18 protein-coding genes are annotated in these 14,987 nt (G+C 36.5%); 2 read left to right on the forward strand and 16 right to left on the reverse strand.

Going from position 1 to position 14,987, the window contains the following annotated elements:
* Window positions 1–7: 7 nt before the first annotated feature.
* From BQ3481_RS07795 to BQ3481_RS07830, 8 genes are all read right to left on the reverse strand, one after another.
* The gene (locus BQ3481_RS07795) at window positions 8–568 is read right to left on the reverse strand and encodes a 5' nucleotidase, NT5C type (RefSeq protein ID WP_394336720.1); all 561 of its coding nucleotides are present in this window, start codon (window positions 566–568) and stop codon (window positions 8–10) included.
* Window positions 568–1,677, reverse strand: a complete 1,110-nt coding sequence (gene dnaJ / locus BQ3481_RS07800) for a molecular chaperone DnaJ (protein WP_157927757.1) — start codon at window positions 1,675–1,677, stop codon at window positions 568–570. Before dnaJ ends, BQ3481_RS07795 begins: the two co-directional genes overlap by 1 nt.
* A 36-nt stretch (window positions 1,678–1,713) precedes the next feature.
* Window positions 1,714–3,561 (reverse strand): molecular chaperone DnaK, encoded by a 1,848-nt coding sequence (dnaK, locus tag BQ3481_RS07805; RefSeq protein ID WP_157927758.1) that lies wholly within the window; start codon window positions 3,559–3,561, stop codon window positions 1,714–1,716.
* Window positions 3,554–4,126, reverse strand: a complete 573-nt coding sequence (locus BQ3481_RS07810) for a nucleotide exchange factor GrpE (RefSeq protein ID WP_157927759.1) — start codon at window positions 4,124–4,126, stop codon at window positions 3,554–3,556. The genes dnaK and BQ3481_RS07810 overlap by 8 nt, the downstream gene beginning before the upstream one ends.
* Window positions 4,127–4,155: 29 nt before the next feature.
* Window positions 4,156–5,289, reverse strand: a complete 1,134-nt coding sequence (locus BQ3481_RS07815; protein WP_157927760.1) for a hypothetical protein — start codon at window positions 5,287–5,289, stop codon at window positions 4,156–4,158.
* 167 nt (window positions 5,290–5,456) lie between these two features.
* A complete protein-coding gene (locus BQ3481_RS07820; RefSeq protein WP_157927761.1) occupies window positions 5,457–5,945 on the reverse strand; it encodes a hypothetical protein in 489 nt (162 codons plus the stop codon).
* Complete coding sequence (locus tag BQ3481_RS11980; protein WP_157927762.1) at window positions 5,845–6,102, reverse strand: Ig-like domain-containing protein; 258 nt, start codon at window positions 6,100–6,102, stop codon at window positions 5,845–5,847. The genes BQ3481_RS07820 and BQ3481_RS11980 overlap by 101 nt, the downstream gene beginning before the upstream one ends.
* 19 nt (window positions 6,103–6,121) lie before the next feature.
* A complete protein-coding gene (locus BQ3481_RS07830) occupies window positions 6,122–6,538 on the reverse strand; it encodes a YncE family protein (protein WP_157927763.1) in 417 nt (138 codons plus the stop codon).
* Window positions 6,539–6,607: 69 nt separating this feature from the next.
* Here BQ3481_RS07830 and BQ3481_RS07835 point away from each other — a divergent pair, with 69 nt between their 5' ends.
* Window positions 6,608–7,630 (forward strand): DUF354 domain-containing protein, encoded by a 1,023-nt coding sequence (locus BQ3481_RS07835; RefSeq protein WP_157927764.1) that lies wholly within the window; start codon window positions 6,608–6,610, stop codon window positions 7,628–7,630.
* A 17-nt stretch (window positions 7,631–7,647) separates the two neighbouring features.
* On the opposite strand, the gene BQ3481_RS07840 is transcribed toward BQ3481_RS07835, so the two are convergent.
* Together BQ3481_RS07840 and BQ3481_RS07845 are read right to left on the reverse strand one after the other, a co-directional pair.
* Window positions 7,648–8,964: a ThiF family adenylyltransferase gene (locus tag BQ3481_RS07840; RefSeq protein ID WP_157927765.1), complete on the reverse strand. Its 1,317-nt coding sequence runs from the start codon at window positions 8,962–8,964 to the stop codon at window positions 7,648–7,650.
* Complete coding sequence (locus BQ3481_RS07845) at window positions 8,965–10,182, reverse strand: threonine synthase (RefSeq protein WP_173848092.1); 1,218 nt, start codon at window positions 10,180–10,182, stop codon at window positions 8,965–8,967.
* Window positions 10,183–10,415: 233 nt separating this feature from the next.
* Between BQ3481_RS07845 and BQ3481_RS07850 the strand changes: the two genes are divergently transcribed.
* On the forward strand, window positions 10,416–10,919 hold the full coding sequence (locus BQ3481_RS07850; RefSeq protein ID WP_157927766.1) for a hypothetical protein: 504 nt from the start codon (window positions 10,416–10,418) through the stop codon (window positions 10,917–10,919).
* Window positions 10,920–10,921: 2 nt separating this feature from the next.
* On the opposite strand, the gene hisI is transcribed toward BQ3481_RS07850, so the two are convergent.
* Genes hisI through BQ3481_RS07880 form a run of 6 tightly spaced genes read right to left on the reverse strand, consistent with a single transcriptional unit; the run spans window position 10,922 to window position 14,986 of the window.
* Window positions 10,922–11,251 (reverse strand): phosphoribosyl-AMP cyclohydrolase, encoded by a 330-nt coding sequence (gene hisI / locus BQ3481_RS07855; RefSeq protein ID WP_157927767.1) that lies wholly within the window; start codon window positions 11,249–11,251, stop codon window positions 10,922–10,924.
* 32 nt (window positions 11,252–11,283) lie between these two features.
* Window positions 11,284–12,087 (reverse strand): imidazole glycerol phosphate synthase subunit HisF, encoded by an 804-nt coding sequence (hisF, locus tag BQ3481_RS07860; RefSeq protein ID WP_157927768.1) that lies wholly within the window; start codon window positions 12,085–12,087, stop codon window positions 11,284–11,286.
* A complete protein-coding gene (hisA, locus tag BQ3481_RS07865) occupies window positions 12,084–12,791 on the reverse strand; it encodes a 1-(5-phosphoribosyl)-5-[(5-phosphoribosylamino)methylideneamino]imidazole-4-carboxamide isomerase (RefSeq protein WP_157927769.1) in 708 nt (235 codons plus the stop codon). Before hisA ends, hisF begins: the two co-directional genes overlap by 4 nt.
* The gene (gene hisH, locus BQ3481_RS07870; protein WP_157927770.1) at window positions 12,788–13,393 is read right to left on the reverse strand and encodes an imidazole glycerol phosphate synthase subunit HisH; all 606 of its coding nucleotides are present in this window, start codon (window positions 13,391–13,393) and stop codon (window positions 12,788–12,790) included. The genes hisA and hisH overlap by 4 nt, the downstream gene beginning before the upstream one ends.
* Window positions 13,393–13,980 carry an imidazoleglycerol-phosphate dehydratase gene (locus BQ3481_RS07875; protein WP_157927771.1) on the reverse strand — a complete coding sequence of 196 codons (588 nt, stop codon included), beginning with the start codon at window positions 13,978–13,980 and terminating at the stop codon, window positions 13,393–13,395. Before BQ3481_RS07875 ends, hisH begins: the two co-directional genes overlap by 1 nt.
* Window positions 13,981–14,011: 31 nt before the next feature.
* On the reverse strand, window positions 14,012–14,986 hold the full coding sequence (locus BQ3481_RS07880) for an HAD family hydrolase (RefSeq protein ID WP_320410691.1): 975 nt from the start codon (window positions 14,984–14,986) through the stop codon (window positions 14,012–14,014).
* Between the last annotated feature and the right edge of the window lies 1 nt (window position 14,987).

Genomic DNA, 14,987 nt, shown 5'->3' on the forward strand with positions numbered 1-14,987 from the left:
TTTGAAGTCATTCGTTTCCATTGATCATTTTATCAATTACAGGCACTGCATTTTTTAGCTCGCGGATCCTCGTAGCCCTATGGTCATCAAATGATTCATTCCAAGGTTGTGAGTAAAGTATCACAGATTTTCCTTCATCCAGTATGCTTTGTGCATTAAGTGGAGAATCATCAATAAATACATCATAGTCCAGTCGCGATTTTTCTATTCCTTCTAATACACCAACATAGTTTTTGAAATTTATTTTATGTAGTCTAAGCCAGTTTTTTACATCACTATGTGTAGATTCATCTCTTGCTGTTACAATATCAACAGTACCAAGATTTGATAGTTGTGTAGTAGCATGTGCAATATTGTTTTCGGTAGGAGGCATATTTTTCCAAGATTTCCAACAAATTGAAAGCTCATTGTAAAAATCAAATTTATCTATACTGTGTTTTCTCCAAAAGTCCCACTCAGATATTTGAGATTTCAATATCGTTGGTCTTATTTTATTACTATATGATAACCACGATGTGATTACATCTGCTAAAACTCCATCCACATCAAGCGCTATTCTCAATGTCACTAACTCCTGCTAAAACTATCTTTTAATTCTTCAAGTAATTTACGTTGGTGTTTGTCTATCTTGGTAGGTATATTGATAACAAGTCTGACATATTCATCTCCCCTACCCCTGCCACTCTGGCGAGGAAGCCCTTTTCCTTTTAGTTTAACTATTGTGTTTGGTTGACTTCCTGATTCTACCTCAAGTTTTTCTTGTCCCTCGAGTGTTTCAACCAAAATATTTTTGCCCAATGCTGCATCAATCATCGATATATTTGCATCATAAAAAACATCAGCACCATCTCTCTTGAATTTATCATGTGGTTGCACTCTTATTCTAACAATTAGATCACCGTTTACACCATTTTGAACTGATTCGCCTTCACCCGGAATTCTATATTCTCCATCCTCTACTCCCGGAGGAATTTCAAATGAAAATTTCTTTGTTGCTTTTTGCTTGCCAGATCCCTTACATTTTGAGCATGGTCTTTCTATTATCTTACCCTGTCCTCTACAAGTATTACATGGTTGCACAGTTACAAATGTAGAAAATCCACTACTTCGTGATACTCTTGTCTGACCTTGACCGTTACATACAGAACATGTCCTCACAGATGTGCCAGGAGCACAGCCTGATCCGTTGCAAGTATCACAGTTTACTAGTCGTGGTAGGTCAATTTCTTCTTTTTTCCCCTTGAATGCTTCTTCAAGTGTCAGTGCTGTTTCATACACAAGATCAGAACCTCTTGATCTTCCAGATCCTCCAAAATCAAATCCGCCAAATCGAAATCCACCACCTCTACCAAAAATAGATTCAAAAATAGACTCAAAACCGCCAGCGCCTCCAAAGATGTCTTCAAAGTTAGCTTTGGAACCTTGAAAAATATCATCTGTACTATATTTCCCATCTACGCCAGCATGGCCATGTGTATCATAGATTTTACGTTTTTCCACATCAGATAATACTGCATATGCTTCTGAAATTTCCTTAAAGTGCTCTGCAGCGTCAGGTGATTTATTTTTATCAGGATGAAATTTCAGAGCAAGTTTTCTATATTGCGATTTTATCTCATCTGGATTTGAGCTTTTTGAGACTCCCAGAACCTCATAATAGTCACGTTTAGCACTCATGATAATTCAACTCGTGTCTATTCCCTTGTATAAAGATCAGTTTGGTGAATTACCTGCATCTTGTCCAGTCGCACCAGGTTCACTTTGGGTAGTTGCCTCCGGTCCACCTTGTGCAGCTGCACCGGGTGGTGGTGTGACATTTTTGTAAAGTTCAGTACTGATATCGTTTATCAATTTGGTTAATGAATCAAGTTTTGGCTTTATTTCTTCAATACTTTTGTCAAGAACATCTTTTAGTTCTTTTATTGCATTACTTACCTGAACACCCTGATCTTGTGATATCTTGTCTTTCTGTTGGCTGATCAAAGTTTCAGCTGCATAGATAGATTGCTGTGCTTCATTTTTGATCAATACCTCCTCTTTCTTCTTTTTGTCCTGCTCAGCGAAGAGTTCAGCATCTTTTGTCATTTTTTCTATATCCCCTTTGGCAAGTTTTGTGCTTGCAGTAATGGTTATCTTTGCTTCTTTTTGCGTAGCTAGATCTTTTGCTGTAACATTGAGTATGCCGTTTGCATCAATATCAAATTTGACCTCAATTTGTGGAATACCCCTAGGAGCAGGAAGAATTCCTGAAAGATTAAAGCTTCCAAGGGACACATTATCTGCAGCCATTGGTCTCTCTCCTTGAACTACATGTATAGTTACAGCAGTTTGGTTATCCGCAGCAGTAGTGAAAACTTTGCTCTTGGAGGTAGGAATTGTGGTATTCCTGTCAATTATGGGTTCTCGTAATCCTCCTAACACTTCTAAACCAAGTGTAAGAGGGGTAACATCAAGAAGTACAATATCGCTTGTAACTTCGCCACCAATAATTCCTGCCTGAACTGCAGCACCTAAAGCAACAGCCTCCATTGGATCGATCCCTGCCTCAGGTTCTTTTCCCATTAAATTAGCGACAAATTTTTTGACCAGAGGAATTCTAGTAGGACCACCGACCAAGATAATTTTACTAACATCTGCAGGAGTAAGCTTTGCATCTTCCATAGATTTCGTAACAGAAGGTCTGCATCTTTCCACTATTGGATTGATGAGTTCCTCAAACTTTGCCCGGGTTATTTTTAATTCAAGGTTCTTGGGTCCTGAGGATTGATCATATGATATGAACGGTAAGTTGATATCTGTTTCAAATATTGAGGAGAGTTCAATCTTTGCCTTTTCAGCAGCTTCCCTTACTCGTACCATCGCTGCATTATCTTTTGAGATATCAATTCCAGATGTTTTTCTAAAACTGTCAACAATATAATCAATCAAAACTTTATCCATGTCTGTACCTCCAAGTTGAGTATCTCCAGAAGTACTCATGACTTCAAACACACCACCACCCATTTCCATTATGGTTACATCAAGTGTTCCTCCACCCAAGTCAAATACCATAATTTTCATATCTTGTTTTAATTTGTCTAGGCCAAAGGCAAGTGCAGCAGCAGTTGGTTCATTTATTATTCTTACAACATCAAGACCCGCAATTTGTCCAGCGTCTTTGGTTGCTTGTCTCTGATTATCATTAAAATATGCAGGTACTGTGATTACCGCTTTTTCAACCTTGTCCCCAGTAAATGCCTCAGCATCCCGCTTTATTTTTTGTAGGATGAATGCAGAAATTTGTTGAGGTTTGTATTCTTTATCATAAATTTTAAAAAAATGATCTGTTCCCATCTTTCTTTTTGCTGCAATTACTGTACCTTCTGGATTGGTTACTGCTTGTCTTCTAGCTGGTTCACCAACTATGAGTTGACCATCTTTTGTGAGTCCTACAACAGATGGAAATGCTTTTCCCCCAACTGTGGTTCCCTCTGACGCTGGAATAAGGGTAGGTTTTCCACCCAGCATAACAGCTGCAGCAGAATTACTTGTTCCCAAATCAATACCAATAATTTTAGCCATTTACATTCATCTCTTTTATATTTCTCTTAGATATCTCCACTAAGCTTGGTCTAATAACTCTCTCTTTCAAAATATATCCTTTACGGAACTCTGCAGTGATAGTATTATCATCCAATGTTGAATCTTCTTTTACAGATATTGCCTCATGCAATTTAGGATCAAAGATCTCGCCCATTGCTTCAATTGATTTCACCCCAAATTCGGCTAGAAACGCATCCATATTTTTCAAAATAGCATCTAAACCTTGAGTATTTGCATCTTGTTTTGATAAGACATCTACAGCACGTACAAAATCATCATATATTCCAAGAAATTTGAGAATAACACCATCAGTGATCGAGTTAACACGATTCTGAATATCAACATCTGATCTTTTCTTTAGATTTTCAAAATCTGCAAGTAGGTATTGGATTTTTTTTTCACAAGAGGAGACCTTTTCTTTTTCTTGTTCTAGTTGAACTTTCATTGTTTCAAGTTCTTGGGAGGATTCCATCTCGTTTTTATTGTTATGATGTTCTTGGTTTTCGGTTAAATCATTTTGAGATACATCCGATGTGTCAAACATACTACGATATTTTTTGGGATATGCCCTTATTATAATATCTCACAAAGAGGATTCGTTTTAATTACAATAACATCAGAATCTTTTCCATTTTTAGTAATCTTCTCATAATCGAATTTTGAGCATGCCACTATGATTGTGGTCTTATCACTATGGAAAATATCTAATTCCTGCCCTTGATGTATCTCTACATCACCTATGTAATCGCGTAGTTTTGTAACAAGAGAGTTTAACATATCTACCTTGTCTCCTCTCATCTCGTAAGAGTCCTGAGTCCAAACCAAAACCACTTTGGTTCTGCTTGCTTTTAGTTCATTTTTTTTCAACGTTGAACGAATTTCGTCAATTAGTCTCTTGACATAACCTTCGATTCCCTTTATACTTCCATTTACCAAATACATCATAGTACCTGCGCCTTCTACAGATGTACCAAGTGATCTTAAATCATATAGTCCATTTGTCATATCATCAAGAAATAGATCATTATATTCAGTAAGAACAAGATCGTTTCTTGTCTGGGAATCCTGTGCGAACTTGGAAACTTCTAGAACACTCGATAAACTTGCGAATTGAGTAAGAATTTTAGTTGCATGCAAAATTTCAGATGAGGGTATGGAGACAAACTTTTTGCCTTTTTTATCAGATTCCAACAATTTGGAAAGCTTGTCATCATTTTTTGCATTAAATGAACCAATAATTTCAGGGGTATTATTTTTTGAAAGAGGATAATAAAAATATGAAATATTTTTACCCATCTCAAGACCAGAGACATGTTCAAGCAGAGAAATAGTTTCGTTATTTCCCCCTATACCAGTCGGAAGGTTGTAAATTACTGAGCCACCTTTCTTTATTGATGATGTAGCATCTTTAAATTTTGAATGAATTTCCATCTTTGCTTCTTGTCCGGTCTTTCTTATTCTAGGGGCAAAGAAAAGATATTCAGCGTGAGATATAGCAACATCTATGGGTTCAACACCCAAAAGTGGCTCATCCTCTTTTAATGATGTAACATTAGGATATGTCTTTGCAATCTCTGCCTTGAGGGAAATTGCCATATGGGCAGATTCGTCAACAATGAAAACATCAGCTCCTTTCATTGCCATTTGGCAAGCAATAGAGTATCCCTCGGTGCTCAAGCCATACACAACAATTTTTGTTGCAACCAAACCATCCGGACTATGAGTACGGGCTAAGAAAAACTTTGCCTACCATAAATATCAGGATTAATATCGAATTCCATGTTATTGATATAGGTTGATGAATGCGTTAAGATGATTCTTTAGAGTCGGTAACTGTTTAAAAATCAAAGCGGCATAAGGATGTGGTCTTATTTTTACTTGGAGTCATGGTGTCCTGAATTGTTATCATGATTTGAGTTATGATCTGTATCATGATCATGATCCACATCTATCTTGGTATTAACCGTGGCCGTGCCAGAGTTGTTTCCTATTGTAATCTGTACTGGTACAGGATTTGCAGTTCCGGTCAGATTTGCATGCTCAGCCTCTACCTTGAGTTTAGATGTATTGCTGCCAAGTGATTTTATGGATGCCTCGATATGCACACCATTTATGACACCCTTAAACTCGTAGTTCTTGTCATCTTGTTTGAAAGATCCTGCAGGAATTATTGTAGAGAATGTTCCAACCTGTAATGATATGTTGTCTGTTGCCGGGTTGAATCCGCTACTTCCTGTACCAAGAGTGAACTTGAACTTGAGCTCAAAGTGTGTGTAATTGTCTTCGATGTGGACCTTGGCTGTAAATGAGGAGAAGGAAATTGGTTTTACAGTCTGTAATAGTCGATGTACTGGAAAGATCATTTGTGTCACCTGAATATGCTGCGGTGATACTATGAGATCCTACTGATAGTGTAGATGTAGCAAGTGTTGCAGTACCTCCTGATATCGTGACTGGTGCTTGTGGTGTTTCATCAATGCTAAATGTTACAGTGCCTGTTGCGGTATTTGGTGATATCATAGCTGTAAATGTTACGGAATTACCAAATGTGGATGGGTTGGCTGATGAGGATATTGATGTGGTTGTGGACTACTGTAACTGTAAATTGTGTCTGCGTCTGGACTATTGCAACGTTACTACCACTGGTTATGTAAATATCAGAGTTTACTGGATCAAATATTGTATAGTAATAGTAAGGTGCACTAGGTAATGTAACTGGATTAATGAAAGTGTTAGTTGCAGTATCTATTACATTTAGTCTAGTACCTGAAAAGTCTGGCACATAGACAAATCCGTTCATTGGATCAAATGCGACACCGTTTGGACCGCCAGTAGAACCTGTAAGAATAGTAGAAACGTTGTTGTTTGAGGTATCTATTATAGAGATAGTGTTAGATCCAAAGTTTGCAACGTATATCTTTCCATTTGCAGGATCATATACTATACCCCTTGGCAAGATACCTAGGACAGCCCGAAAAAGGCCTAAGGTAAAACTTTTTCCACCCTTAGATTATACCAGAAATGTTTGAAAATCTGGTTTGACATTCTTACTCCTAAACAGCTGCTTTTCTTTGCTCCAATGGTAAGTAAATTGAGTAAAAATCACAAAATACTATGTACTTCACGAAATTATCGTGAAGTTGTAGAATTATCCAAGATAAAAAATGTGGATCTAAAGTTAGTTGGAAAACATGGTGGCTCTACCAAAGAGGGAAAACTTTACTCAAGCATACAGAGAATGAACCATCTTTTAGAGGAGATAATAAAGTTCTCACCTGATTTGACCGTTAGTTTCTGTTCGCCTGAAGCTGCAAGAATTTCCTATGGAATAGGAATCAAGCATGTAGCATTTTCAGATTCTCCCCATGCAGAAGCTGTAATGAGACTTGCATTACCCTTAGTACAGAAACTACTCATTCCTTGGGTTATACCCAAGAATGAGTTTGTCCGATATGGAATTTCAAAAAAAGATATCATGCATTACAAAGCCATTGATGCATCTGTAATAGTAAGAGAAAGATCGAGAATTAGAAGAGTGAAGGTTGACAAAACTAAAAAGACAATTGTGATAAGACCAGAAGAGTCAGAGGCTGCATATATTCTAGGAAAGACTGTGAGTGACAACATAATTTATGAAGCAAGTAAGGAAAACAATCCCTACAATATCATAGTCTTGGCAAGGTATGTAATACAAAAGAAGAGACTGGAAGAAAAATTTGGTAAAAAAGTCATCATAATGGATAAAGTTGTAGATGGTAAATCACTCCTTAGCATTACAGATCTTTTCATTGGTTCAGGAGGTACTATGACTGCAGAAGCTGCATTGATGGGAATTCCAACTATATCATATGATGCAGTACCAAATTATATTGAGAAATATCTTGTACGAGTAGGACTTGTAAAAAGAGAAACAAATCCAAAGAAAATTTCATTCTTGATCAAAAAAATGATAAGCGGTGGTGAAACAAATAAACAAAGAGCAAAAACTATTCTAGACTCAATGGAGGATCCTTATTTGAAACTAGTTCAAACAATAAAGGAAGTGTAGATTTTCGAAAAAAATTGTTATGCGTTAACTAATTTTTTGTATAATGTAATGGCAGAATTTTCATCCTTTTCGCCAACAATTACAGCAGAACCACGTTTTAAGAAACTTACAAAGATGTCATTGGAAGAAATTGACAATCCTAACTCACCTTGATTTTGCACTTTGAAGCCTTTTTCTGATGCAGCACTTGTTATTTTTGGAACATCAATCTCAATCATTGTTGTAGGAGTGATAGAAAATGTACGCTTTCCCCTATTGCGTCCACATAACTCTTCAACAATGAGTTCTTGAGAAGGCAATTCCTCATGTTTGCCCGAACCACATTCAGAACATTCATCTACTTTGTTGAAAACTGCAGTATTGAAATCAAGATTATCAAGATCAATGTAAAGTAATTTGTTTGCCAAAGTGGGTGCTCTTCCTATGATGACTTTGACTGCTTCTGCAACCTCAATTCCTCCAACAATAGAAAGTATTGATGGGTGAACGCCTTCAGTACTACATGTAGGCATAGAATTTTCATCAAGTGATGGAAATATGCAGTGATAGCATGCGGTTTGATGTGGCAGTATGGTAAATACTTGCCCTGAAACTCCCACTGCTGCCCCTGTCACAAATGGAATGTTTTTTTTTATGCAGGCCTTGTTAAGAGAATACCTGGCGTTAACGCTGTCAAGTGCATCAATTACAACGTCACATCCCTCCACTACATCTAGTGCAGTATAGTCATTTACAGAAACAGGTAATGCTTCAATTATCACATCTGAATTCATTTTTTTGAGCTTTTTTGCAGCAACCTCGACTTTGATCTGACCTACATCAGATTCATCAAACATTGTTTGTCTATGTAGATTTGATATTTCTATTACATCCCTATCCACAATTCTTATCGTTCCTATTCCCATGGCAACCAGTCGAGTCACTATTGGATTACCTAGCCCACCTACCCCAACAACGCATACTTTTGATTTTTTGAGTTTGATCTGACCTTCATAACCAATCTCTTCCAACATTACTTGTCTTGAATATCTTTCAAGATCCTTACTTGAAAGATCAGAACCACCTGCTACTGCAGGCAAAATGTAAATCTCGTCTCCATCATTTAGCACTGTTTCCAGACCTCCCGAAAATTTCATGTTTTTTCCGTTTATGTATATATTGATAAGTGATCGGGGAGAACCGTCTGGGTTAAGAACTCGTCTTTTGAATTCATCTCCTAGTTGTTCTGAAATTTTAATAAATGCTTCAGAGAGAGTGGTTGCTACCAAGTCTATTTTTTTCTCCCCACCACCTTTATTCAGTACAGAAGGAATAGTGAATTTGATATTAGCCATCTATCTCACCAATGCCAATATTTTTCCAACATCAGCCTGCATTACTTGAGGTTTTGCCAGTACTTCCATCATGACTTCTGTTGTCTTTAGTCCATTACCTGTAACATAACATACGGTACAATCGTTCTTGTCAATCTTTCCTTCATCAACCATTTTCTTCAATACTGCTACAGAGACACCGCCTGCTGGTTCCGTGAATATACCTTCAGTTCGTGCTAGTAATAGTATAGCATCCAAGATTTCTTTATTGTTTGATTCTTCAGCAAAACCATTGTATTGTTGCAGACGTCGTAATACATACTGACCATCTCCTGGATCACCTATGGCTAAACTTTTTGCAATGGTATCTGGAATTTCCACCGGTGTCACTTCTGAAAGATTTTTCTTAAAGGCATCAACAATTGGTGCACATCCATGAGGTTGAGCTGCAATCATGTGCATGTTAGAAACTTGATTTATCAATGAGACATTTTCAAGTTCTTCAAATCCCTTACAAATGGCATTTAACATTGCTCCACTTCCAACGGGTACAATAAGTTGATCTGGTACTTTCCAGTCAAGTTGCTCTGCTACTTCATAAGCTAGTGTTTTTGAGCCTTCAACATAGTAGGAACGCATGTTTATGTTAACTATCCCTATCCCTTTGCTATCACCTATTTGTGCGGCAATTCTATTTGCATCATCATAAGTTCCATCAACTGAAATAAAATTAGCCCCGTAAGAGAGAGCTTGTGTTATTTTTGCATGTTCGATATCACTTGGTGCAAATATGTAACATGGAAAATCACCTTTTGCTGCATGAGCTGCTGTAGCTGATGCCAAATTTCCAGTTGATGCACACCCTACAGCAGACAAACCGAATTCTTTTGCTTTTGATACAGCTACACCTGCAGGTCTGTCTTTGAAGGAGAAAGTTGGATTCATTGAATCATTTTTTATATAAAGATTATTCAGGCCTAGTGCTTTACCCAGTTTTTCTGCCTTGATCAATGGAGTCATTCCAGCTCCAATACTTACTATGTTAGATTTTGATTCAATTGGTAAGAGTTCATGATACCTCCAGTAGGTATGTTCACGATTTGAAAAAGTATTCTTGTTTACGGATGGAAAATCATAGTGTACATCAAGAGGACCAAAACAGTCTTCACAGATATACTTGAATGTAGGAGTATATTCTTTCTTACACTCTCTGCACTGTAGAAATTTTATCTTTCCCAAGATAGTTCTAACTTCTTAAAATAGTACATAAAAAATCCTAATATTAATTTAAGTGACACTTAATTCTAAAACAATAAGATTAAGTGAAAATTAATATAAATTTAGACATAATTTCAAAAAAGATCTAATAACAAAAGAGTCCATAACTTGAAAATTTTGTAAATTAAGAGATTTTATGAATTTTTTACAATTAGAAGAAATATTAATAATAACATCAAAACAAAATTCAAAAATTGAAAATAAAAGAGAGAACAAAAAAGAAGAAACATACTGGAAAAATAATTGCTTTAATCGTAATAGTAGGCATAGCTTCAGCAGTAGCATACTCGTATTATCAACAAAAAGAATCAGAGGCACATCAATGGCATTGGGTTTCATCAGGTCCATTTTCAATCAATAAGAACCAATACAAGCTTGGAGAAAATATTTTCATGATAGTAAATGGCTTACAACCAACCGATGTGGGAGAAATTGACATTGTAGATCCAGAGGGAGGTGTTTATAGCAAGATACCATTTAATGGAACGATGAAGTCTAGTTTTAAACAGTTTTTCAAACCAGTTACTGAAAGAAGTTTAGCATTATGCAATGCTACAGCTCTTGTTGGTAATTGGAACATAGTATTCAAAGGAGTTTCCTACAAATCAATACCATTTAAAATTATAAATGAATTCATCCCGGGAGAAGAGAGTGGTTCTGGTATGGCACCAGTACCTAAAGGGTTATATCCATGTTAGAGTTATTTTTCCAAAATATTGTGAAAACACACTCTATCTCCAGTGTGACATGCAGGTCCGCTTGGCTCCACTAGATATACAATTGCATCTGAATCGCAATCCACCAAGATTTCTTTGACTTTTTGTATATTTCCTGATTCTTCACCTTTCATCCATAGCTTGTTTCTAGATCTGCTCCAAAACCACGAGTTACCAGTTTTTTGTGTGAGTTCAAGAGACTCTTTATTTGCATATGCAAGTGTTAAGATTTCCTTAGAGTGGACATCTTGAACAATTACTGGTACAAGACCATCACTTTTTGCAAAATCAATATCATTTATTTTTTTATTCATCATAACACCATTGCTTGAGCCCTATTTTTCTGTTATAGTCTAACAGGCACTCCATTTTCCTTGAGATATTCTTTTACCCTATCTACAGAGTGAGTCTTGTAATGAAATATCGATGCAGCCAGAGCAGCATCTACATTGGTTTGCAGAAAGACATCAAGCATGTGTTTTGGTTTGCCACATCCTCCTGATGCCACAACTGGTATATTTACAGCATTAACTATTTCTTTGATTAGTTGTACGTCATAGCCCTCCTTTGTTCCATCCATATCTATACTTGTTAACAAAATCTCACCTGCGCCGCGTCTTTCTACCTCTTTTGCCCAATCTATGGCATCAAAATTAGTGGGAGTTTTTCCACCATAAATATAGACTTCGAACCAAAACTTTTTGGAATCAGATGTAAAGATGTGTCTATCTTCCTTTATCTCATAATTGCGTTTTACATCCATCGCTATCACTACACATTGTTTACCGAAAATTTCCATTAATTTTGTTATGATTTCTGGATTTTTCACTGCACCAGTGTTAATGGCAACCTTGTCAGCCCCACTGAGAAGAATATCTCTTGCATCCTGCAAGTTTTTTACGCCACCACCTACAGTGAATGGAATATCAATTACTTGAGCTACTTTTTGTACAAGACTTTTGATTGTCTCTCGCTGCTGTTCAGAAGCTGTTATGTCAAGAAAGACTAGTTCGTCGGCTCCCTCTTGACTATATTTTTCTGCAAGTAAAACAGGATCGCCTGCATCTTTTATCGATTTAAAATGCATTCCCTTTACTACTCTGCCATTATCAACATCAAGACAAGGTATTACTCTCTTGGTTAAAGTCATGCTAGCGTCTTAACCTCTTCTACAGATATCTTTCCATCATATAATGCCTTACCAAGAATTACACCGGCAGCGCCACATTTTTTTACATTTACAATATCTTGCAAGTTAGATATTCCACCACTTGCAATTATACTTGTATTCTTTATACTGCATGATTTTTGTAAAGAGTCAAGATCCGGACCATGTAATGTTCCATCCCGTTCCACCGTAGTTATGAGAAATTGGGAATATCCAAGTCTCACAAAATTTTCAATTCCCGGAATAAGTTCTATTCCAGTACTCTCTTTCCAGCCACTGATCACGATTTTGCCTCCCATTTGATCTGCAGATATCACAATTCGTTCTTTTCCAAATTTCTTTGAAACATATTCTAGGATCTCTTTATTTTTGAAAGCAATTGTTCCAAGAACCACTTTGGAAGAAAATTGTAATGCATTTTCTATCATTTCCTTCGTGCGTAGTCCTCCTGCAGCCTCAACAGGTATAGAAACCGAGTGCGTAATTTTTTCAATTGTTTGTAGATTTGAACCTGTTCCAAGAGTAGCATCCAAATCTACCACATGAAGCATGTCTGCACCAGCTTTTTCCCATTTTTTTGCCATTCCAATAGGATCAGAACTGTATACAGTTTTGTTTTTCGGATCTCCCTTTACTAGACGCACTACTTTGTTGTCCATGATATCAATGGCAGGAATTACCTTCACTTTTTACACACTCGTAAAAAGTTCTTGATCATGATAGAGCCAACTTTACTTGATTTCTCAGGATGAAATTGTGTTCCAAATAATGTTTGATTTTCAATTACAGCAGGAACATTTATTCCATAATCAGAATCTGCCATGATAATTTCTTCATTTTTTGGTTTTATCCTATAAGAATGAACAAAGTAAACCCATGATCCTTCCTTTACTCCATCTAGTAATACACTTGGTTTTTTTATTTGAAGATTATTCCAACCCATATGTGGAATCTTGAATTTGTTTGGAAGAAGTATTACTTCACCATCTAAAATTCCCAGTCCTCCAAGTTTTCCTTCCTCACTTTTCTCAAAAAACATTTCCATGCCCAAACAAATACCCAATACAGGAATCTGATTCTTTATCAAGTCCTGAAATACAACTTTTGAAGTATTGAGACTCTTGATTGCAGGATCAAAATTTCCCACACCAGGCAAAAATAATCCAGAATAATTTTTTATTTTTTCAAGATTAGTTATGATATCTACCTGTGCTTCATTTTTTTCTAATGATGATTTCAGACTGAATATGTTTCCTGCTCCATAATCAAATATTGCAACCTTGACCACTACATAGCACCCTTTGTACTTGGTATTCCTTTTTGCTTGTTGTCATAGCCTGCAGCTGTTCTCCAAGCTACTGCAAATGCCTTTATTGCAGCTTCAATCTTGTGGTGATCATTGTCTCCATATTTTACTGATACGTGCATACATATGTTTAGATTCTGAGCCAGTGATCGGAAAAAGTGTTCCAAGTCCTCTTTTGAGATTCCTTCTATTTGATTTCTCTTAATAGACAAGTCAATCCTTTGATATTGTCTTTTGATAAGATCTAAAGATGCATCTGCAAGAGACTCATCCATCGGTACTGAAGCATATCCAAATCTTACAATTCCTGTTCTGTCACCCAGAGATTTGTCCATTGCATTTCCAAGAGCTATAGCTGTATCCTCGATCAGGTGATGATCTATCCCATCCATGGATTTTGCACTCAGTTTCAGATCAAGCATGGCATGCTTTGACAATGACGTAACTAGGTGATCAAGAAATGGTAAACCCGTCTTAATAGAAATCATCCCAGTCCCGTCTAGATTTACCTCAACTAGTACCTCGGTTTCCTTAGTTTTCCTATTGATGTGTGATTTTCTAGATTTCATTAAAATCCCCGAGTAGAGAAGGGGTTTATGCCTAGACTAGATTTAATGTCTTCGGAATTTGATCTATTGATTTAACTATAATGTCAGCATTGTTGTTCTCAAATAGAGATTTTTTTGCTTCAGGGTCCTTGCTAGTACCATATACGCCACAAAAGACAGTAGGCATTCCAGATTCATCAACCTTGCGTGCCATGATATAGTCTTCCATAGAGTCACCCACATATAGCGAAACACTTGCATTCATACCCCTTATTGTGGACATGAGAGACTGGGGGTTTGGTTTTGCCATCTCACGTGGTTCATCCTCAAGAAATTTTGAATTATTCAGATCAAATTCTTTGAATAAATCTTTGAGAGAGTGTTTTGCAGACAAGTTTCCCCTACCTGTTACAATAGCAATTCTCTTGTCAAACCTCTGATGGAGTTTTGTAATAAGATCTTCATTTAAAAGCACAACATCATTTTCGATCAATCCAAGACCATGAAAAAATTGTGGTTTTCTCTTGTATAGCTGTTCATATAATTCAGAGCCATAAAACATTTCATCAAATATTGAAGAGAGCGGATTTTGAAATTTTTTACCAGGATATGCTAGTTTTTGTCTTATATCAGAAACATCAACATTTATGACATTCAAATATTTTTCAACAGATCTTATTCCAGTTTGATCCGCATTTTCAATTACTTGCAGAATAAAATCATGGAATGGAGTGTTTCTTTTTTTTGCTGCAACAATGCCAAGTATTAACGCATATGTCACATCAATTTCGTCATTAAAGCCTCCGCTGTTCTTGAAGCCTTCTATCATTTTTGTTGTTACCAAACCAGATTCGTTTATCTGTGCCATTTCTTTAGTAATAAAATCCACAGTTTTTTTTATAGCCAAATCATATGAGTTGGATACATCTATGAGAACCCCATCGCAATCAAATATTATAGAGTCTAGATTTTTCATCTTCTCAATCTTTGTGGAATCTATTACAATTCCTTCTCCTATTTCCTTCAAA

Origin of the sequence: Candidatus Nitrosotalea okcheonensis (genome assembly GCF_900177045.1) — an archaeon.
GTDB lineage: Archaea > Thermoproteota > Nitrososphaeria > Nitrososphaerales > Nitrosopumilaceae > Nitrosotalea > Nitrosotalea okcheonensis.

Bases quoted from the DNA above. Each gene is read 5' to 3' on its own strand.
- BQ3481_RS07840 (WP_157927765.1), bottom strand. From the start codon at position 8,964: ATGGCTAATATCAAATTCACTATTCCTTCTGTACTGAATAAAGGTGGT.
- dnaJ (WP_157927757.1), bottom strand. From the start codon at position 1,677: ATGAGTGCTAAACGTGACTATTATGAGGTTCTGGGAGTCTCAAAAAGC.
- BQ3481_RS07875 (WP_157927771.1), bottom strand. From the start codon at position 13,980: ATGAAATCTAGAAAATCACACATCAATAGGAAAACTAAGGAAACCGAG.
- dnaK (WP_157927758.1), bottom strand. From the start codon at position 3,561: ATGGCTAAAATTATTGGTATTGATTTGGGAACAAGTAATTCTGCTGCA.
- BQ3481_RS07810 (WP_157927759.1), bottom strand. From the start codon at position 4,126: ATGTTTGACACATCGGATGTATCTCAAAATGATTTAACCGAAAACCAA.
- BQ3481_RS07820 (WP_157927761.1), bottom strand. From the start codon at position 5,945: ATGATCTTTCCAGTACATCGACTATTACAGACTGTAAAACCAATTTCC.
- BQ3481_RS11980 (WP_157927762.1), bottom strand. From the start codon at position 6,102: ATGATATCACCAAATACCGCAACAGGCACTGTAACATTTAGCATTGAT.
- hisF (WP_157927768.1), bottom strand. From the start codon at position 12,087: ATGACTTTAACCAAGAGAGTAATACCTTGTCTTGATGTTGATAATGGC.
- hisI (WP_157927767.1), bottom strand. From the start codon at position 11,251: ATGAATAAAAAAATAAATGATATTGATTTTGCAAAAAGTGATGGTCTT.